Consider the following 20,569-nt stretch of genomic DNA (forward strand, 5'->3'; position numbering starts at 1 on the left):
TATACGCGACGTATGTGAAGTATAGGGAGAGACAAGTGAGTAAACGAGCCCAAAGCATGGCAGAGAACCGTGCGAAACTTATTTCGGCAGCGCGTAAAGCCTTTGCGGATAAAGGCTATACAGCGTCATCGATGGATGAGTTAACCGCCGCCGCAGGCTTGACGCGAGGCGCGCTGTATCACAACTTTGGTGACAAACGCGGGCTTCTGGCTGCAGTGGTCGATCAAATTGATACCGAAATGGCTTTGCGGGCGAAGGAAGCAGGTGCTCAGACTGAAGACCTTTGGCAGGGGTTACTTGCAGAAGGCATAGCCTACATACGCATGGCGCTGGATCCTGAAATACAGCGTATTGTATTACTTGATGGACCTGCAGTTCTTGGCGACCCGTCGCAATGGCCGAGCCAGAACAGTTGCCTTGAAGTGACCAGGCAAACAGTCGAGCAGCTTATTTCTCAGGGTGTTCTGCAGCAGGTTGATACAGAGGCCGCCGCCAGACTGCTTAGCGGTGCGGCACTCAATGCGGCGTTGTGGATTGCTGCCAGTGGCACCCCAGAAGAGGTTACCCCTAAAGCGGTCGAAGCATTTCAACTAATGGCATCCGGCTTATTGCGGGACCCCACATAAGCCGTATTCAAATCATTGTATTTAAGAACCTTAAGCAATGAATTGATAGACAGCGATTTATAAAAATACCAGCCCTGAACATGAGCAGAGGAAAAGTACTTCAAAATGACATCAAGCTCACCCTGGGTTTCTACCCCTTCGAAGGTCACTTGCCTGCGTAGGCTTGAAACCATTTCTATGATAGAGAACACCATTTTTTCTTTAAACTTGTCGTTCAGGGCCTGAGTAAAAACCCGATCAATTTTTATGTCATCGAAGGCTATTTCGGTTAACCAGACAAGGTTAGCAACCCCGGTACCGAAATCATCCAGGGAAATACGAAAGCCATACTTCCTTGCTTGCTTAGAGAATTTTGAAAGCGTATCCAGCGGCACTGATATTTCTTCCGTCATCTCAATTTTAATCTGTCTCGTCGCGAGACCTGAACTCTCGACTTTATTCTTCAGAAATAACAGGAAATTCTCGTCGATGACCTCAAAACTAGTGACATTGAGGGAAACGAAAAACTCTTTATTGTGCTTTAGCACAGGGGTCATTTCTGCAATAGATACGGCTGCTATGTGATAAGTAAGGTCCTTATAGATGCCAAGCTTATCGGCGATACTAATAAATAGTTCGGGCGATACATTGCCATAGACCGCATCTCTCCATCGCACCAGGCTCTCGACGCCAATAATTCTGCGCGTGTCTGCCTGCAAAATAGGTTGGTATTCGACTTTAATTAGCTTGCGGTGGATGGCGCGGCGAAACCTAAACTCCATTGAGTTTTGCTTGTATAAATACGACTGCACGGCGTACGCAACTACGAAGCTAAAGGCGAGACTGATAATAAACAGGAGCAGAATAACCGGAGCACTAAAGTAAAAGACCCCTCCCCTGTTACTTTCTGTATAGACACAGTAGCCGAAACGTTGACTGCAACGTGTTGTAACGACTTTAAATAAGCCTAGACTGACGGAGGCGCTAAGCGGCGTTTCCGATTCTTCTGACTGATAGTTTAAAAAGTTATGCTGCCGGTTTGCCATTTCAATCGAGTAAGAAAAGCCATGGTCCTTAGTGACGAAATGCTGAAATGAGAAGTCAACGGTGAACGCGACGATATCGAGAAATCGACTGATATCAAAACTCTGAGGAATGGGAAAAATAGATTCAGCCTGGGAATAGAGTTGGAATTCAGATGACACCTGATAAGACGTATCCGGTAATGTGGCAGGCGGATAAAAAACACCCCAGTTGGCTGTGCATCTAACTTGATTGTCGGCAACAATACCTAAATCGTAAACATACAGATATTGATTAGCAATTTTTCTGAGCTGATCAATATTCTCATCCGTACAATCAGCAATATCGCTCTCTTTCGCGCTTCTGATTGCCTGGATTAACTGCGATGAGACAAGTTCAGCATGTGATAAAAGCTCTTTAGAAAACTCATCCTGAACGTTTCGCTGATACACTTTTGTCAGCGCATGCACAGCGAACATCAGAATTATGAACATGACTAATCCGCTGGCTTTCGCCCAAAATCCATTTATCTTCACTGAACAGCCTCACCTGGTCGAGCAGACAACAGCTTTCATGCTGTACTTAGCGTACAAGGCCCGTGAGAATTGCTCTCTTTAAAATGGACGCATGATGCCTACCCGATAGATATCGGCAAACTTAAGCAAACCTTTATGTAAGCCCGATAATTCCTATCCGTTATTCGTCCTGCAGGCAGCTTCAGCAGCTTCCTTTACCTGGTGCTTAGCCACCCTACTCCGCAGCTTTGGGCGCGCTTAGCGCTTTGCTGTAATACCCGGAGGGGTCAAAACAGCAAACCCGCCGCTTACCGGATGCTAACATGTCACAGGCATCCGCAATCCGTTTTGCCCGTGTTTTTGCTTGCTTCGCTGTGACGATCCAGTGGATCCAGTCGACCCGGGCGATAGTGGTGGTATCATCCCACACAGCCCGAGCCTCTGGCGCAGCGGCCAGTGCCTGCTGAAAATCTGCTGGAATGGCAGGCTCCGGCTCTTTCTCAACCGCAATGATACTAAAGCTGACCAAATCACCTACCCCAACAGACGCTGCATCAAGCTGGTCTTTGCGGATCGGCAACCAATGGCTCAGCTGACCATCAGGCTCAAGGGTGGCCTCAAAGTCATAGCCATTCATGCTCACGTCCACGCTGGTACGGCCCCGCCTGGGCAAGGCCGCACTCGCGCTGTTTGGTAACACAATGAACGCACTGAGGTCATCTGGGCCTGATTTCAAAGGCCGCAGAATAGTCGTCTCAAACTGAGAGTGCGTGTTGTTTTTTGCCATTGTGCTTCTCCCGGGGCGCCATGATTAAAACCAACCATGGGCGTACCACATCCATAATGCCATACCGATCATCATCAGGTTTTCGGTCAGCGAAACGAAACCAAGCGGAACATTGTTGGCGCCGCCAACGCAGGCGCACTTAAGTTCACGTTTATCCACGTACACGGCTTTAAATACCGACACTGCGCCGACGGTACCAATAAAGAGCGCCAGCGGGATCGACAGCCAGTTCAGCAAACCGCCCACCATCAGCACACCTGCCAGGCCTTCAGCATAGGGGTAAACATACCCATAGGGGACCCAACGCCGTGCCACCAGGTCATAGTTGAGAAACATGGTGGAAAAACTTTCCACGTCCTGCAGTTTTAGTAGCGCCAGCACCACCATCGACAACGCAATAAACCACTCCACTGCCTGCACCGACAGCCAGCTTCCATTTACGCCCATATTCAAAGCCAGCGCGGTTAATGCGGTCATCGCGAACAAGGCGGCTACTGGCCGGTAACTGGTCGCATCAGGATCGCGTACAGGCTTTCCGAGGTGCTTACGAACCTCCTCGTAACCACCGATACGTTGATCGCCGATAAACACCTGAGGCGTGGTTTTTACATCGTGCTTTGCTTTAAATTCATCAATTTCCTGCCGCGAGTTCAGATGATGATCGTCCACCTCATACCCAGCCTGATGCAAAAGATGCAGCGTTTTACGGCCGTACGGGCATTGATGCTTGCTTGTCATCATGCGATATAGCGTCGCGTGTTTGGTATTTGTTGTCATGGAACATTTCCTCTGCTTGCTAATGTTAACGAGAAGCTTAAACTACGTACTATGGTACGGAGTCAAGAGGTTGTTATGCTTACTATTGGAAAGTTAGCATTAAATGCAGGTGTAGGGGTGGAAACCCTGCGATTTTACCAACGTGAAGGGTTACTGCAGGTGCCTGAAACCACTGGCAAGGTGCGCCAATACGACGGCACACACCTGCGCCGCATTACTTTTATTAAAGGCGCCCAGGCCGCCGGTTTCACCTTAAAAGAAATCAAACAGTTACTAACAATGGATGCCTCACAGGATCACAGCAAAGCACGTCAGCTGGCGCTGCAGCGCCTCACCGCTATTGATGAGCAACTAGCTCAGCTACAAACCGCGCGCTCTGCCCTGGAAAAGCTCGCTCATGAGTGCGAACACAGCCGCAATCAGCCCTGCCCCATTATTGAGTCATTCGTTGCGGAGGCGAATTAGTGTCGGTAGTTCTGTTCGCGCGCGCGAGCCAATGCTCAATGGGGGCTGGCTTACCAAAGTAGAAGCCCTGAAAACGGGTGAAGCCCATTTGCAGTAACAAAGCGAGCTGAGCTTTTGTCTCAACCCCTTCGGCAATGGCTTCCATATCAAGCGAGTTGGCCAGCTCCAGTGTCATTTTGACAATCTTGCGGTGGCGCTCTGAGGTTTCAATTCGTTCCACGAAATCTCGATCCACTTTAAGAACCGACGCTGACAAATCAATAAGCTGCGATAGCGACGCATGGCCGGTTCCAAAATCATCGATAATAATGGTGGCCCCTACATTGGCCAGCGAGGTCAGTCGTTTTTTGGTTTCATCAAGACTGGATAAGACCGAGGTTTCGGTAAGTTCGAGCTTTAGCATATCGCGCAGCAGCGCGCTCTCCGAATAGCGCCGCAGCAGTTTTTCATAAAACAGATCATCGAGTAGCTCTGGCCCGGCGAGGTTGACCGACAATGGCACCTGAGGTAGTTCAGCTGGCCAGTTTTCCAGTAACGAAATGGTCTTTTCGAGCATTTTCTGACTGAATAAAACGAACCATTTGTGTTTCTCTACCTGAGGCAAAAATTGGTGTGGCTTGAGCGTCTGGTTTTGATTCGGCTCTTCGAGGCGAGCCAGCACCTCGAACCCGGTCATGCTTTGATTCTGATCCACCTGCGGCTGTAACCAGAGTGCCAGATGCCCCTCATCCAACAGCTGCTTAACGCGGTCCTTTCTCCGCGTGTCCTGACGTATTAATTTGACGATGGTCGAATCATAGCGGGCGAATGGCTGGTCAATACTAGTCTGGCTCAATGCAATAGCGCACGCCTCGGCCAATAGTGCCGCCGCATTAAAACCAGCCGCTGTGCAATAGCCTGCCCGCCACTGCAAGTTGAACACCAATCTGGCTTCACCACTACGCTGAAATGCGGTTAATGGCAAGTGTTTATCCAGCCAAACCGAAATCTCGTCGATATGACACTGGTCCTGATCAACGCTAAGCAGAAACTTTGCGCCAGGGAAGCGATACAGGTTCACCGCGGAGGGCAGCTGATTCTGCAGTAACGCGGCGACATCGGCCAGCACCTCATCGCCACGGGAAAACCCGTATTGCAGGTTAATGTCTTTCAGATTGGCAAGCTTTAGCAAAACAACCGCATGCTCCCGGGTTTTATTTTGCGCAAACTGGTGGCTCCAGAAATGATGATTCTTTAGATCGGTTGTAGCGTCAGAATAGTGTTGAGTGAAGTGCTGTCGTCGCAGTTCGCCGATTCGTCGGTCGGTTTCTGCAGTGTGGGTGATATCAAAGCAATGGATTAACTGCTTTTTATGATGAACCAGGCTTGCCGGTTGGATCTTATACATAATGTGACTGTCCGAGCGCAGCCTGGCATCAATTGTCTCCCCGGCGACCAGCGGCTTATTCAGGGTGAAAAGCTGATCAATATACTCACACTCTGTCGGCGCTTGCTGGATTAAATCACGGCCACTTTTATTAGCCTGCAGAATACGGCCTTGCTGGTCGCAAAAAAAAGAAGGTATGCCGCCATTATTAAAAATCTCCTGATACTGCTTAACCAGTTGCCCCAGTTTCCGGCTTTGTTCGCGGTTAAGTGACGATTGCTTCTGCAGCGACGCAAGCACGCGAATAACAGCAACAGGCAGGCAAAAATTAAAGAATAAAAATACCAGAGAACTTAGATAAACATGAGTACCGGGCAAGGTAATATCAATACCAAACAAGGGCGCCACAGATTCGTTTCTGAGCAGCACAAAATACGGAATGATATTAAACAGCATACCCGCCACAGCGGCTTTGTTGCCGTAAAAAAGGCGCAGTATAATTGGCAAAGTGAAGAAGAATAACAGGCCGTAGCGAGCGGACGAGAGCTCGATGGTGAAAAATAATATGGAGCACCCAGCTAAGATGATGGTCAGCGTTAATGACGCTGAGGCAATTGCTATTCGTGCTTTACCCAGTGCCAGAGTCATCCACAGCACGGCGGAGAAACCGAATGTCATGACTAAAACATAATAAAGACTTTGGGTGTACGCGGCATACGAGGAATGAACAATAATAGCAAAGGTAAGTACCACGCCGCTCAGCAAAATTAATCGGAGAACGCTTAGTTTCCAGGTATCTTCATCAGGCGTTAGAAGATGATGCTGTTCAATTAACAGATACTCTTTAATCGCCCTGATCATGCGTTTCAGCAAGAGACAACTTCCTGTTTTATTATTCTTTTTTAGCGCAAAATGCGTTTGCGCTCAGTTGTTAGTGCATAACTATGCACGCTATACCAGAAATAAGAAGTTGTCGAGCAAATGCTGAATTCCCACCAATTTCTGCAAACGGCTGCTCAATTTTGATCCTAAACAAAATACTGCGCGCTTTTTAAACAAGCGCAGCCAGCTCAACTACACTATCCATAAGACAGTGCCCTTCTGTCCCTTATCTCTCAGCGGATACGACCCGAATGACCAAACTCTGAGGACCCATTCCTGAACCAGGTTATCACGATGAACTTGCGCCAATATTATGTTGCTATGAGATATAAGAACCAAGCGCTATGGAAGGACAGAGAACCGATCCGGGAAGAACTGTTTGGCCTCGAACGACTGGAGCAACACGCCGCGAGCCTGGCGCAGGCTCAACAGGTAACCGACAAACCAGCCGCAGTACTTTCACTACGAGACCGCCTGGAACAAAACGCCAGCGCATTGATTAGGATATACCGGGACTGTGTCAATGACATGGAAGCAGGCAAGGAAATGGTACCGGCTGCAGAGTGGCTGTTAGATAATTACCATTTGGTCGAAGCCCAGATCCGTGAAATCCGACAGGATTTACCGGGAGGGTTTTATCACCAGTTGCCGAAGCTTGCCGCCGGACCCTTCGCCGGTTATCCGCGCGTATTTGGTCTGGCCTGGGCGTTTATAGCGCATACCGACAGTCATCTGGACCCGGACATCCTGAGTTTATTTATCACCGCGTATCAGCGTGTCCAGCCACTCACCATCGGTGAACTTTGGGCCGTTCCTATTACCTTGCGCATTGTACTGGTGGAGAACCTGTGTCGTCTCGGTGATCAGATTACCCGTGAACAGGCCCGGCGTGATAAAGCAAACAAGCTGGCGGACCGTTTACTGCAGGGGGAAGGCGCCGACCAGGCACTGGCTGATTATCTCAGCGGTCACCGCGATCAGCGTCTGTCAGAAACCTTTGCCGCACAACTGGTCACCCGTTTACGCGCGCAGGACCCGGTCACGACGCCGGCACTCCGCTGGTTAGATAAAGAGCTGCAACGGCTGAACCTGTCTGTCGACGTTATTGTCGACCATATCGAGAAGCGCCAGGGCGGTGCCAATGTCACCATCCGCAATGTAATTACCAGTATGCGTTTAGTCTCTGACATTGACTGGTCACAACTATTTGAAAGCATCAGCTTGGTCGATGCCGAATTGCGCGCCTGCAGTAACTTTGCGGCGATGAATTTTGCAACCCGCAACCTTTATCGAAATGCCATCGAGGAACTGGCCCGTCATTCAGATCACACCGAGTTGGAGGTGGTACATAAACTTCAGCAAGTCGCACATCAGCAGTCGGACCCTGGCTTCTTTCTGATTGGTCAGCAACGGCCTGAATTTGAACAGCTACTTGGCTTTAAACCGCCGTTTCGGCTGCGCCTGGGTCGTTTCATCGGGCACGTCGGCATCAGCGGTTTTGTCGGCACCGTTATAGTAATCACGCTGGCTCTGCTCGCGCTTACGGTCTGCATGCTCAATAGCACGAATAGCTCAATTGCGACCGGCTGGTTATTTCTCTTCGCCCTGCTCGCCTTTTTGCCAGCCACCGATGTTGCCATGACTCTAATTAGTCGGGTTATCGTCTGGGGGTTTAACCCAACTATCTTGCCAGGTATGGCGTTAAAAGACGGAATTCCGCAATCCTCTCGCACGCTTATCGCCGTGCCAACCTTATTAACCAGCCCTGATGACATCCAGAAGCTGGCTGAACGACTTGAGGTCCATTTCCTGACCAGTGCCGGAACTGGGGCTAATAACCTCTATTTTGCGCTAGTGACTGACTGGGTCGACGCTGACCATGAGCGGAGCCCGGCCGACGACAATTTACTCGAAATCGCCACCTGCGCCATCGATAAACTGAATAAACGCTATGCGGGCGATAAATTTCTCCTCCTACACCGTCGTCGTACCTTCAATCAGTGTGAGAATGTGTGGATGGGCTGGGAACGAAAGCGCGGGAAACTGCATGAACTCAACCGCTTGTTACGCGGCGCCACCGACACTACCTTTCTCTGCAACCAGCAAGAGCTGGCACAACTCCCTGAACACATTCGATACGTCATAACCCTGGACTCAGACACACGCCTTGTCAGTGACACCGTCGTCAGTTTGATTGGGAAAATGGCACACCCGCTCAACCAGCCTTATCTGGATAAGTCACAGGGCCGTATCACCCGGGGCTATGGTATTTTACAGCCGCGGGTAACGCCGGCGTTCCCTACCGACCATCGCGGCTCGCTTTTCCAGCGAATTTTTTCTGGCCCAGGCGGCATTGATCCCTATGCAACCGCCGCGTCCGATATCTATCAGGATCTGTTTCAGGAGGGGTCATACACCGGTAAAGGCATCTACGATGTCGACGCGTTTGAAGCAGCCCTGGAACATCGCATTCCCGAAAACACCCTGCTCAGTCATGACCTTTTTGAAGGTATTTATGCCCGCGCTGGTCTGGCGTCCGACGTTGAGGTGATTGAAGACTTTCCGGCCAGTTACGATGTCGCTATCAAGCGCCAGCATCGATGGACCCGGGGCGACTGGCAGCTCTTGTCCTGGGTATTGAATCTGTCCTCATCCGTCCCGCAAACAGGCTCACAGGCGGTGCCTTTGCTTGGCCGTTTTAAAATGCTCGACAACTTACGCCGTTCCCTGATTGCCCCTTTTACCCTGGCCGCGCTCGTCAGTTGTCTGCTCTTGCCCTGGCCGTCCGCCGTTGTGGCTGCGGCGCTTGTTCTTCTCACTATCATCCTGCCAGCGTTGATACCCGTTCTTGGTAACCTGTTACCCCATCGTTACATGAGCGCGCGAAGCCACTTCAATGCCTTGGTAGCCGATTTTAAACTCGCCTGCTGGCAAATATTGCTGTCCATTGCTTTGTTGCCTGACCAGGCCTGGCGAATGGGCGATGCCATTGGCCGAACCTTAATTCGGCTTTTTATTACCCACCACCACCTGCTCGAATGGACCACCGCCGCTCAGGTTGCTGCGAAACCCTGCCGCACTGTCGCGGAATTCTACCAACAGATGCTTGGCGGTACATTACTCGCCCTGGCTATCGTATTGTTACTGATACTGCCCTCTTTCTGGCCATTGACCCTGCTATTAGGCACGCTCTGGCTGGGTGCTCCATTCCTCGCATTCTGGACCGCCCGCACCACCCCAGTCGACAGTCAGGAGCTGTCCACACAGCAGGCAACGGAGCTACGCTTGATTGCCCGACGTACCTGGCGCTACTTTGAGGTATTTGTCACTGAAGACGCCAATATGCTGCCGCCGGATAATTTTCAGGAAACCCCGGAAGACGCTATCGCTCAGCGCACGTCTCCGACCAATATCGGCGTCTACCTGTTATCGACTCTCGCCGCACGTGATTTTGGCTGGGCCGGAACGGTGCAGACCATTGAACGGCTTGAAGCGACATTTGACACCATGCAAAAATTGCAGCGCTTCAATGGCCATTTTCTTAACTGGTATTCAACCGAAACACTGACCCCCCTTACCCCTGCTTATATTTCCTCGGTCGACAGCGGCAACCTGGCCGGGCATTTACTTGTGGTTGCAAACGCCTGTGAAGAATGGCTGGCAGAGCAAAGCGTAACCGCCCCGTTGACTGGATTAGCAGACAATTGCCAGTTGGCCCAACTTGCACTGCAGGATGTGAAGGGAAACCACACTGAAATTGCATCGTTAATTCGCAACATAGAAACCCAGGCTTTAGCAAGTCCTGCAACGCTCCCCGACGATACCTTGGTTAATCAGCTGCTGACCCAGGTGGACATGATCGCCGACGACCAGGCTGCCTATTCTGAACTTCACTACTGGGTTCGTGCTATCAAGCAGAGTGTTCAGCAGCATCAACGTGACACCCGCTATAGTAACGAAATCGAGTTGTTGCACCAACGCTTACACCTACTGGCCGCGAATGCACGTCAGTTTGCCCTTGCGATGGATTTTGCGTTCCTTATCGATCCACAACGCAAATTGCTCGCCATTGGTTATTCGCTGGAGACCAATAGCCGCGACGAAAGCTGCTATGATCTGCTGGCCTCTGAAGCCCGGTTAGCCAGCTTGTTCACCATTGCAAAAGGCGATGCGGAGAGTAAACACTGGTTTCGCCTTGGTCGTTCCGCGACCCCTGTACTCAAGGGCTCAGCATTGATTTCATGGTCCGGTTCAATGTTTGAATACCTGATGCCATCGCTGGTGATGCAAACACCAGCAGGTAGCTTACTTGCCGGGACCACAGAGTTGGCGGTCAAATTACAACAAAGCTATGCCCGGGCAATGAATATCCCCTGGGGCATGTCCGAGTCCGCTTTTAACGCCCGAGACCACGAATTCACCTACCAGTATTCGAACTTTGGCGTCCCTGAACTCGGCCTGAAGCGAGGGTTAAGCTCCGATCGGGTTATTGCTCCCTATGCCACAGGGCTTGCCGCTATGATCGACCCTGTCGCGGCGGTGGCCAACTACAGCCAATTAACTAAGTTAGGCGCTATGGGCCGCTACGGGTTTTACGAAGCGCTCGACTATACCCGCAGCCGGGTTCCCGAAAATAAGCCCTACGCCATTGTGCGAAGCTTTATGGCTCATCACCAGGGCATGACCATCGCCGCCATCCTCAATACACTAAAACAGGACGTGCTGTGTAAACGTTTTCATCGCGAGCCAATCATTCAGGCTTGCGAGTTGTTGCTACAGGAGCGGATGCCACGCGAAATAGCAGCCCCTCATCAACTGGCTGCGGCTGTTAAATTACCGCTCCACCCCAACGCTGGTGGCAGCTCGACCAGACGTTTTCTGCATGTCACACCGAGTACGCCACTGACCACCCATATACTCGCCAACGGCCAGTATTCGGTGATGCTCACCGCCACAGGGGGCGGGTATAGTCTATGTCGTGACACGGCGATTACCCGTTGGCAGGCCGACCCCTGGCACGATGCCTATGGCACTTTTTTCTTTTTTCGCGACCTGCAGACAAACCGGCAATGGTCCGTCGGTACTGCTGCTGGTTCCGATGAGAATGAAGACGACGAGACCACCGTCGAATTTGCCGAAGACCATGCCGAGTTCATTCATCACCACCCTAAATTAACCACTAGCATGGATGTGGTGGTATCGATGGAAGATGACGGCGAAGTCAGACGCCTTTGCATTAGCAATTTTGACAGCAAAGCAAAAGAAATCGAGGTGACCTCATACGCCGAAATCGTGTTAAACACGCCTGCGGCTGATCAGGCTCACCCTGCCTTTAGCAAAATGTTTATCCAAACCGATTACTTACCTGAATTTGATGCCATTATTGCTACGCGCCGCACGCCAGCAATAACGGACAAGCAAATTTGGGCCGCCCATCTGGTGGTCGTGGAAGGGCAACTGACTGCAGAACCTGAATTTGAATCCGACCGTGCTCGCTTTATCGGCCGCGGACGTACTCTAAATTCAGCCTTAAGTCTGCAACCCGAACAACCGCTATCCAACACCGCAGGTACCGTGCTCGACCCGATTTTTTCATTGCGCCGACGGATTAAGGTCAACGCGGGCAGCGTTGCACGGCTAGCATTCTGGACCCTGGTTGCGGACTCCAGAGAGCAACTGCTAGCCCTGCTTGACAAACATCACGACCGCAATGCCTTTGCCCGCGCCAAAACCTTAGCCTGGACCCAGGCTCAGTTGCAGTTGCGTCATCTTGATATCGGCAAAAACGAAGCGGTAGATTTTCAGCGACTGGCCACACCGCTGCTATATCAGGATGCCGCCTTTCGCTCCTCAGCAGAAATAATTCAACAGGGCGCCGCCCCGCAATCTGCATTATGGGAAACGGGCATCTCCGGTGACTTGCCGATTATTCTTCTCTATATCGACAATATTAAACACATCGGTCAGGTTAAGCAGCTCATACGGGCGCATGAATACTGGCAAATCAAGCAACTCTGCGTGGATCTGGTCATTATAAATGAACAGCCTTCGTCGTATATTCAGGAGTTGCAGGACGCCATCGAAGCAGCGATCCGCAGCAACCATCTGCGTGTCAATATTGGCGCGCCGACTCGTGGGGCTATTTATCCATTGCGCTCCGACCAGCTCAGCCTGAGCGCTCGCGCCCTGCTCGCCTCGATTTGCCGGATAAAACTCTATGCCGCGGCCGGTGCCTTGCGGACACAACTCAACCGAATGAAGCAGAAAACGCCGGTTGCAGAAGCACAACCAGAGCGTGCCCGGCTACACCCTCGCAAGACCGCAAGCACAGCAGCTAAACCCACCACCAGTGCCCCTGAGCTGGAACTCTTTAATGGCACAGGCGGTTTTGCCAACCACGGCTCAGAGTATGTGATTTTGCTTGAACCCGGCGAAACAACACCGGCGCCCTGGATCAATGTGATTGCCAACCCTCAGTTTGGCTTTCAGGTTTCTGCCGAAGGCAATGCCTATACCTGGGCTCTGAATAGCCGTGAAAACCAGCTAACGCCCTGGTCCAATGATCCGGTCAGTGACCCCAGCGGCGAAAAGCTCTATGTATATGATGAAGACAGCATGGTGGAATTCAGTGCCACTGCCAACGGCGTCTCTGCAGAGACCGTTCAGGCCGGGTCGTCGTTTATAGCGCGCCATGGTTTCGGCTACAGCCGCTTCCAGCACCAGGTTGACGACATTGAGCTGGATTTACTGCAACTGGTGCCACTAGAAGACCCGATCAAAATTTCCCGTTTGACGCTACACAACCGGTCGGCCAAGACCAGGCACTTGTCAGTAACTGGGTATGTTAGCTGGGTGCTGGGCGCTTCACGTTGCAATAACGCACCTTTTATTCAGACCGAACAGGACAGTAGCGGCGCTATCCTGGCACGTAATCCCTGGAGCCTGGATTTTTCAAAGCGGGTTGCCTTCGCCGATCTGGCCGGTAAACAAACCAGCTGGACTGCAAACAGAAATGAGTATTTAGGTTCAGCCAGCAATAAAACGCTTTCCGGGATGACTGGCGTCGCGCTGGATCCCTGTGGCGCATTGCGCCAACCGATAACGCTGGCGCCTGGTGAGTCAGCCGACGTTCTCTTCCTGCTCGGCCAGGGGGATTCAGCACAGCACGCCCACCAGTTACTTGCAACCTATCGCCAGTGCAATGCAGATACGCTGCTAGCCGAGGTTCAACAGCACTGGCGTGAGATACTTGGCAGCGTGCAGGTAAAAACACCAGACCGGGCTATGGATATTATGCTGAATGGCTGGCTTACCTATCAGACCCTTGCCTGTCGAATATGGGCGCGCTCCGCATTTTATCAGGCCAGTGGCGCTTATGGCTTTCGTGATCAGCTGCAGGACGGTATGGCACTGGCGTTTGCCAAGCCGGATGAGACCCGTGCTCATATTCTGCGTGCAGCGGCGCGTCAGTTTGAACAGGGCGATGTTCAGCACTGGTGGCTGCCCCATTCTGGTACAGGGGTGCGGACCCGTATTTCCGATGACAAAGTCTGGCTTGTGTATACCACTGCCAGTTACATCCAAAGCTCCGGCGACATTGCCATTCTCGACCAACAGGTACCCTTTGTTGAAGGTCCGACACTGGACGATGAGCAACATGAAAACGTCTTTAAAGCCGAAACCTCCAGCCAAACTCTCTCGTTATTTGAACATTGTGCCCGGGCATTAGACTGCAGCATTGCACAACGGGGTGAACTCGGCTTGCCGTTAATTGGTACCGGTGACTGGAATGATGGCATGAATAACGTCGGAGCAGCCGGCAAAGGCGAAAGCGTGTGGCTCGGCTGGCTGCTGCTGAAGACTCTGAAACTGTTTGCGCCGCAGGCAATGGCTCACGACCGTGAGCGGGCACAGGCATGGGAGGATTACGCCAAAACCCTGAATAAAATTATCGAGCATGTCAGTTGGGATGGTGAGTGGTATCGCCGCGCGACCTATGATGATGGGAGCTGGTTAGGCTCATCGCAAAGTCAGGAGTGTCGCATCGACTCCATTGCGCAGTCCTGGGCAGTGCTGTCGGGCGGTGCGGACCATGCCCGAGCTATGCATGCCATGTCGTCACTGAAGAAGCAGCTCATCTCAGAGCAGGATGGTCTGGTCCTGCTGTTCGCGCCACCCTTTGATTATGCCGGCAAACACCCCGGCTATATTCAGGGCTACCCACCGGGCCTACGCGAAAATGGGGGCCAGTACAGTCACGCCGCAATGTGGGCAGTGGAAGCCTACGCCGAACTAGGCGAAGGCGACCAGGCGACGACCATGTTTAATCAGCTAAACCCAGTCAACCATGCGCTGGATGCTGACGCGGTAGCCAGATACAAAGTCGAACCCTATGTCGTAGCTGCTGATATCTATTCGGTGGCGCCGCATAGCGGACGCGGCGGATGGACCTGGTATACCGGCGCTGCGGGCTGTATGTACCGTGCCGGGTTAGAAGGTATTTTGGGGCTCAAGCGCCGTGGCAACAGGCTGATAATAAAGCCTTGTATCGCCCGGCACTGGCCCGGCTACGAGATCAGCGTCAGGCTCGCTGGTAGCCACTATCAGATAACCATAAAAAACCCGCAGAAACGTTGCCAGGGCATTAGCCACGCAGAACTGGATGACGTCGCGATTGAACACAGCGACACCAGTGTTGAAGTGTCGCTGGACGGCAACTCACATACGCTTTCTATTACGCTTTGATGCTTAGCTTACTTAATCCCAACGCTGGTCACGGTCATTTTCGTCATCCACAGGACGACGGTTAAATACCTTCTTCCCGGTAAACATCGCGGACGTCAGGCTCCCTCCTTCTTTTACTTCAGTGATGATGACCGCCGCTATATGTAAAATAATAAAGAACGTCAGCACAAAGAAATTGTATTTGTGGACAAAAATAAAGGGACTCCGGACGTTGCGCATACTTGCATAGGCTTGCGCATCATACATCTCCGGTGCATACGGCACGAGGGCGTCTGGCTGAACCCCCTGCACCGCGACCCATTGCGCAATCCAGTGCCCGAATGGAGGATAAAACAAATCAGTACCAGCAAGAACCAGCCCGGTAATTGCCTGAATAGTAAGAAGAACAAACAGGACAAATACGCTTAGCCGTCCGAGCGGGTTGTGGCCCAGATAATTCTCCGGGCGCCCGGCGATGAATGCAATGACATAGCTACGAACGGATGAGAAAAATCCTCTTCTCCCCGGAAGTATGGCGTGCCATCGTGCATATCGGTTTCCAAAGAAAGCCCAGATAAAGCGAACCATCAAATTCAGCAAAAAAACATAGCCCACCCAGACGTGGATGACTTTGAGCATTATCTTGCCGTCGTTTGAGACCCCAAGCGCGCCGGCGTTATAAATCACCAGCCCGACCCCTATAAGCAGAAGCACACACAGCACGTTGATCCAATGAAACCAGCGGGTAACAGGATCCCATACAGAATAGGATTTTAATTCAGTCACGGCGGCCTTCCTCAAAAGTTAACGCTATGAGTATGCGCTGCCCCCTTCAGATATCAATGATCTGCGTCAACCATATTCCTTATTTTTAAGGCTTTTTCGAAGTGATCAAGCTGGTGAGTTTGAATCCACCAGGTTGCTGCTTCCATCAACAGTTCCGGATCATCGTTTTTGTTGGCAAAGAACGCATAGAACGACACCCCGACCGTCTCCCCCTTGGTTGCTATTTTCTTTGAGCACACTTCAATTATTTTCTGTCGCAGTTCCTGCCGCATTTAATTTTCCTATCAGTAACTATTCATCAACTCTGGGTAAGAGCATCTCTGAGTTCACGTTCGTAATCTGCGAACTCCATATCATCAATCAACTTCGGTGCATGTTCACGCACGTGACTATAATCCTCGGCGGCACCTTGCAGGTCGCCTTCAAGCTGGCGGATCCGCGCCCGAAGCAGGTAGACCGACTCTGGTAACAGACGGGCCGGAGCGGAGCCGTTATTCTCTAAAAGTTGAGCGATGATGTCGTGCAGATCTGGCGGGATAGATTCCTTCAACACATGGTAACGCGCATATTGATAAATAAGTGGCTGACAATCTTCAGCTGCGGTTCAGCCGGGTTGCCGGTGTCAGCGAATCCGGTAGTCGCGCCCATCAGTAGCGTAAGTAGTAAAATCCGTGTGAGCCAAACCATTGATATGTCCTTAGTAGTCGCCGTGGCATAACATCATGTTTACAAGAATCAAGAGTTTTGTCACTATCAGGAACTAACTAGTTACCAGGCTGAGCAAAAGCATGACCAGCAACCTCAATGGATAAGAAAAGGATCCCAGCCATGACAGTCAGCAAACTAACAATAATAGCGCTTAGCACCGTCACGGCGGCGTTAATCAGCATGACCTACCTGATGTCTAGTTCTACTGGGAACGACGCCGTTGTTGAGACTGAAAAGCCGCAAACAGAGAGTCGCAAGGACAATCCTCAACGGGCAGAGTCGCAGTTGGTTCAAGTCGTGAACCCCGATCAGTCTGAACAGGACGATGTGCAGGCTGCTGAGCCATCGCCACCTGCGGATGACGAAGACACCCACGCCGAGCCGATTAATTTCAGCGACGATGACATTTTCGCCTCTACGGACTCACTGGAGGACATTTTTATTGATAGCACGGGCCGGGTCTCGCAAACAGCATTAACCAGCGCTTTAGAGCAGGATAATTTCGACGGTTTTGTGACCCGAATAAACAGAATTGAAGCCACTGAGGCCGCGGCAGAACGTGAAGCAAAAATGAACCAACAACTAATTGATACCTTCGGTAGTGATGTGTACCAAAGCAATCACGCCTGCAGCGAACGGATATGCGCAATAACTTTTACCTCGACCACGCGAATTGATGAAGAACGCCTTGCCCGCTTCTCAGCATTCGGTTCGCACTACCGTTTTACCAGACTGGACAGCAACGAGTACGACGAGGACGTACTCAAAGCAATCTATATCTCAACAGACAATCCAAGTAACCTGGTATTCAGCCCGAACTAGCAGTCAACACGAACGTATCTGTAATATCCGGCGAGGAACATCTTTTAAACTTACCACATGCGTCGCCGCGTCAATTGCGATCGCTTCTTTCGGCATACCGAAGACGACTGAACTGGCTTCATCTTGTGCATAGGTCACCGCACCAGCGTCCCGCATTAGCTTAAGACCACGTGCGCCATCATCGCCCATGCCGGTCAGAATGAAACCTGTCGCATTGCGACCTGCACAACGCGCAACAGATTTAAACAGCACATCTACTGACGGTTTATGCCTGTTTACTAAAGGCCCGTCTTTGATTTGCACCTGGTACTGAGCGCCGCTGCGCACCACGCTCATATGCTGACCACCCGGGGCTATTAATGCCTGGTTTGGTAAAATACGATCGCCATTGCGAGCTTCCCGCACTTCAATTTTAGCCAATTCGTTAAGGCGTTGAGCGAACATCGCAGTAAACTGAGCGGGCATATGCTGGACAATCACAATGCCGGGGGTGGCATCAGGTAACGCGGTTAATACGGCTTCTAACGCCTGAGTGCCACCTGTTGATGTGCCGATCGCGACAATATGCTCAGTCGTCTGCGCCATTGACTTCGTGTTGTTACGAACAGCCTGAGGTCGTAAGTGCTCCGCTGCCGGTACAAGATTACCTAAGTTGGCGCGAGCCGCGGTTTTGACGGCCTGGATCAAATCACTACTGGCATCCTCTAAAAACTGCTTGAGGCCGACCTTTGGCTTAGTCACTATGCTTACCGCCCCAGCTGACAATGCATCCATCGTAGTAGACGCTCCCTGCTCGGTCAGGGTTGAGCATATCACCACCGGCGTGGGGCGTTCGTGCATGATTTTCTTTAAAAACGTGATGCCATCCATGCGTGGCATTTCAACATCAAGAATAATAACGTCAGGCCATCGTATGCCCATCTGGCGCATGGCAAATATAGGGTCAGATGCGACGCCAACCACCTCGATGGTTTTTTCAATCGCCAACACCTGCTGCAAGACCTGACGCACCACCGCCGAATCATCAACAATCAGGACTGCAATGGTCACGCGACCCGACTCCCGGGATAAGGTCCATACCGGACCCATACATCTCCGGTCCAGACATCGAAATGCAGTGTCCGATAGCGAACGCCGCCGACATCCTGCTTGCTTACTTTAAAGCCTTGCTGACGCAGGCTATTCAAGCCCTCTTCGACATTACGTGCTGCCACATCCATACCACTCTGACGATACACCAGGTCATGAAACATATTGCCGCCGCCAAATACTTTGACTTCGACAGCGTCGGGCTTCACACCCCATTTTTTTATCGTATCGTGAAAAAAGCTCATCGCGCCGCCCATGAAGTAGCCCGGATTTTGCTTTAGTTTTGATTGTCCACTGGCGAGTAAGTAGTGACAGATTGCGCCGCGTTGCGTAGCCGCATGCCAAAGGGTAATCGCAACACAGGATCCCAATAAAGTTTTGACCCTGGTTTGTCCTTGCCCCTGCCACAATTCTCCCGGTTGCAGATAGACTTCACGTGGAACCATAACTATGACGCTCACCCGTCCACAACCTTCTGATATACCGAATTCTGCATAAGTCGTAATCCATCATTCAATCCCTGTAGGCTCTCTGAATGCCCGACCATTAAGGTGCCACCGGGTTTCAATTGCCGGCACACACTGGCCACGACTCTGCGCTTAGTTTCTTGATTGAAATAGATCATCACATTGCGCAGCAAAATCAAGTCAAACTGACCGAGTTCGTGCTGAGATTGTTGCAGATTTGCTGCTTTAAACTCTACCAGCTCTCGCGTCGCTTTATCCACCTGCATGATACCGCTCATGCTACCGATACCCTTTAAACAGTACTTTTTAAGATAGTGCTGAGGGATACGATCCGCCTTCGCCAGCGGGTAACGCCCTCGTTCAGCCGTCGCCAGTACCCGGCGCGAAATATCGGTACCAACGATCTCTACCGGTGCATTACCAGAGTCCCGACAGACCATTGCCAGACTATACGCCTCTTCGCCCGACGAGCTTGCGCCACTCCATATTCGTCGTCGTTGCGAGCTTTCGTTCCATACCGGGATCAAGGTGTCTTCAAGGTAGTCAAAATGCTTGGGCTCACGAAAGAAATAGGTTTCATTGGTGGTCAGTAAATCAACCGCGAGCTGACGTTCTTTGCTCTGTTCATCATCGGGTTCCGGTGCGTTGATATAGTTGTAATACGCCTGGTAACTCGCAAGTCCTAAGTTGCGCACCCGGCGGTTCAGTCGCCCGCTAACCAAAGCCTGTTTAGCATCAGACATCGAAATCCCAGCCTCATCATAGATAAGTTGCTGAAACACTCTGAATTCGGCCAGGGTTAACGGGCAGCTTTGACCAGCTTCCGACTGCATTATTGTAGCGGTTGCGTTCATTGGTCGGTATCACTGTCCGTTTCAATGTGCATCGTATCGCTATCCGGCTGGTCCTCGTCATCAGGCGACTGGGTCTTAGGTTCAAATGGTAATGCCTTCGCATGTGCATCATTCCCAGATCCCTCAAGACGCGACAATTCATCAACTGACAAGACGTTGTCGACGGCTAAAATAATGACAAAGTCACCTTCCAGTTTACCCATCCCCGCAATAAAGTCGGTTCGTATGCGCGTACCAAAAGATGGAGACGGCTCGATTTCTTCCGCAGGGATCGAGACCACCTCCGAGACTTCGTCCACGATAATGCTGATATCCTGGCGGCCGTTATTACCTTCAACCTCTACAATGACGATGCACGAACGTTTGCGTATCTTAGTTCGCGCACCATCAAACCTCATTGCAAGATCAATTACCGGTACCACTGCACCGCGCAGGTTTATTACACCGTGAACAAAATCAGGCATCATCGGCACCTGAGTAATGGGTCGATACTCAAGAATTTCTTTCGTCCGCAAGATGCCAATGGCGTACATTTCATCACGCAAGCGAAATGTTAAGTACTGGTTCGCTTCCTCGCTGACATCCTGTTTTTGCTGTGGAGTCAAATCAGCTGTAGCCTTTTCAATGGGCAACGTCATAGCTTCGCTCCTTTTAAAACCGGACAAACTCAGCTTCGTCGTCGGCTAATGCAGCCAAGCC

At 51.3% G+C, this 20,569-nt stretch carries 17 protein-coding genes; 4 read left to right on the top strand and 13 right to left on the bottom strand.

The window, feature by feature from the left end:
- Window positions 1-35: 35 nt before the first annotated feature.
- Window positions 36-626 (top strand): TetR/AcrR family transcriptional regulator, encoded by a 591-nt coding sequence (locus CWE12_RS02540; RefSeq protein WP_126788096.1) that lies wholly within the window; start codon window positions 36-38, stop codon window positions 624-626.
- On the opposite strand, the gene CWE12_RS02545 is transcribed toward CWE12_RS02540, so the two are convergent.
- From CWE12_RS02545 to CWE12_RS02555, 3 genes are all read right to left on the bottom strand, one after another.
- The gene (locus tag CWE12_RS02545; protein WP_126788097.1) at window positions 587-2,164 is read right to left on the bottom strand and encodes an EAL domain-containing protein; all 1,578 of its coding nucleotides are present in this window, start codon (window positions 2,162-2,164) and stop codon (window positions 587-589) included. The genes CWE12_RS02540 and CWE12_RS02545 overlap by 40 nt on opposite strands.
- 214 nt (window positions 2,165-2,378) lie before the next feature.
- Window positions 2,379-2,930, bottom strand: coding sequence for a YdeI/OmpD-associated family protein (locus tag CWE12_RS02550; protein ID WP_126788098.1), 552 nt, complete (start codon window positions 2,928-2,930; stop codon window positions 2,379-2,381).
- Window positions 2,931-2,954: 24 nt separating this feature from the next.
- Window positions 2,955-3,707: a glutaredoxin gene (locus tag CWE12_RS02555; RefSeq protein WP_126788099.1), complete on the bottom strand. Its 753-nt coding sequence runs from the start codon at window positions 3,705-3,707 to the stop codon at window positions 2,955-2,957.
- A 75-nt stretch (window positions 3,708-3,782) separates the two neighbouring features.
- Here CWE12_RS02555 and CWE12_RS02560 point away from each other — a divergent pair, with 75 nt between their 5' ends.
- Window positions 3,783-4,172, top strand: coding sequence for a MerR family transcriptional regulator (locus tag CWE12_RS02560; RefSeq protein ID WP_198675666.1), 390 nt, complete (start codon window positions 3,783-3,785; stop codon window positions 4,170-4,172).
- Here CWE12_RS02560 and CWE12_RS02565 read toward each other — a convergent pair.
- Window positions 4,141-6,411, bottom strand: coding sequence for an EAL domain-containing protein (locus tag CWE12_RS02565; RefSeq protein WP_126788101.1), 2,271 nt, complete (start codon window positions 6,409-6,411; stop codon window positions 4,141-4,143). The two genes, CWE12_RS02560 and CWE12_RS02565, sit on opposite strands and share 32 nt — an antisense overlap.
- A 330-nt stretch (window positions 6,412-6,741) precedes the next feature.
- Here CWE12_RS02565 and CWE12_RS02570 point away from each other — a divergent pair, with 330 nt between their 5' ends.
- Window positions 6,742-15,165: a glycoside hydrolase family 94 protein gene (locus CWE12_RS02570; RefSeq protein ID WP_241984116.1), complete on the top strand. Its 8,424-nt coding sequence runs from the start codon at window positions 6,742-6,744 to the stop codon at window positions 15,163-15,165.
- A 12-nt stretch (window positions 15,166-15,177) separates the two neighbouring features.
- Here CWE12_RS02570 and CWE12_RS02575 read toward each other — a convergent pair whose 3' ends face one another.
- The 5 genes from CWE12_RS02575 to CWE12_RS13700 all read right to left on the bottom strand — a co-directional run bounded on the left by CWE12_RS02575 (window position 15,178) and on the right by CWE12_RS13700 (window position 16,820).
- Complete coding sequence (locus CWE12_RS02575) at window positions 15,178-15,930, bottom strand: cytochrome b/b6 domain-containing protein (protein ID WP_126788103.1); 753 nt, start codon at window positions 15,928-15,930, stop codon at window positions 15,178-15,180.
- Between the two features lie 53 nt (window positions 15,931-15,983).
- Window positions 15,984-16,202, bottom strand: a complete 219-nt coding sequence (locus CWE12_RS02580) for a DUF6500 family protein (RefSeq protein ID WP_126788104.1) — start codon at window positions 16,200-16,202, stop codon at window positions 15,984-15,986.
- Between the two features lie 26 nt (window positions 16,203-16,228).
- Complete coding sequence (locus CWE12_RS02585) at window positions 16,229-16,483, bottom strand: hypothetical protein (RefSeq protein WP_126788105.1); 255 nt, start codon at window positions 16,481-16,483, stop codon at window positions 16,229-16,231.
- Complete coding sequence (locus CWE12_RS13590; RefSeq protein WP_157981910.1) at window positions 16,477-16,617, bottom strand: hypothetical protein; 141 nt, start codon at window positions 16,615-16,617, stop codon at window positions 16,477-16,479. Before CWE12_RS13590 ends, CWE12_RS02585 begins: the two co-directional genes overlap by 7 nt.
- Window positions 16,618-16,694: 77 nt before the next feature.
- A complete protein-coding gene (locus CWE12_RS13700) occupies window positions 16,695-16,820 on the bottom strand; it encodes a hypothetical protein (protein WP_275065546.1) in 126 nt (41 codons plus the stop codon).
- A 10-nt stretch (window positions 16,821-16,830) separates the two neighbouring features.
- Here CWE12_RS13700 and CWE12_RS02590 point away from each other — a divergent pair, with 10 nt between their 5' ends.
- Entirely contained in the window at window positions 16,831-17,460 is a 630-nt protein-coding gene (locus CWE12_RS02590; RefSeq protein WP_126788106.1) for a hypothetical protein, read from the top strand.
- A gap of 3 nt (window positions 17,461-17,463) precedes the next feature.
- Here CWE12_RS02590 and CWE12_RS02595 read toward each other — a convergent pair whose 3' ends face one another.
- The 4 genes from CWE12_RS02595 to CWE12_RS02610 are packed head-to-tail and all read right to left on the bottom strand — an operon-like array spanning window position 17,464 to window position 20,508.
- Window positions 17,464-18,549, bottom strand: coding sequence for a protein-glutamate methylesterase/protein-glutamine glutaminase (locus CWE12_RS02595; protein ID WP_126788107.1), 1,086 nt, complete (start codon window positions 18,547-18,549; stop codon window positions 17,464-17,466).
- Window positions 18,507-19,010 carry a chemotaxis protein CheD gene (locus CWE12_RS02600; RefSeq protein WP_126788108.1) on the bottom strand — a complete coding sequence of 168 codons (504 nt, stop codon included), beginning with the start codon at window positions 19,008-19,010 and terminating at the stop codon, window positions 18,507-18,509. The genes CWE12_RS02595 and CWE12_RS02600 overlap by 43 nt, the downstream gene beginning before the upstream one ends.
- Window positions 19,007-19,870: a CheR family methyltransferase gene (locus tag CWE12_RS02605; RefSeq protein WP_198675667.1), complete on the bottom strand. Its 864-nt coding sequence runs from the start codon at window positions 19,868-19,870 to the stop codon at window positions 19,007-19,009. The genes CWE12_RS02600 and CWE12_RS02605 overlap by 4 nt, the downstream gene beginning before the upstream one ends.
- On the bottom strand, window positions 19,867-20,508 hold the full coding sequence (locus CWE12_RS02610) for a chemotaxis protein CheW (protein ID WP_126788109.1): 642 nt from the start codon (window positions 20,506-20,508) through the stop codon (window positions 19,867-19,869). Before CWE12_RS02610 ends, CWE12_RS02605 begins: the two co-directional genes overlap by 4 nt.
- Window positions 20,509-20,569 lie beyond the last annotated feature (61 nt).

The organism is Aliidiomarina sedimenti (assembly GCF_003986955.1).
Taxonomy (GTDB): Bacteria; Pseudomonadota; Gammaproteobacteria; order Enterobacterales; family Alteromonadaceae; genus Aliidiomarina; species Aliidiomarina sedimenti.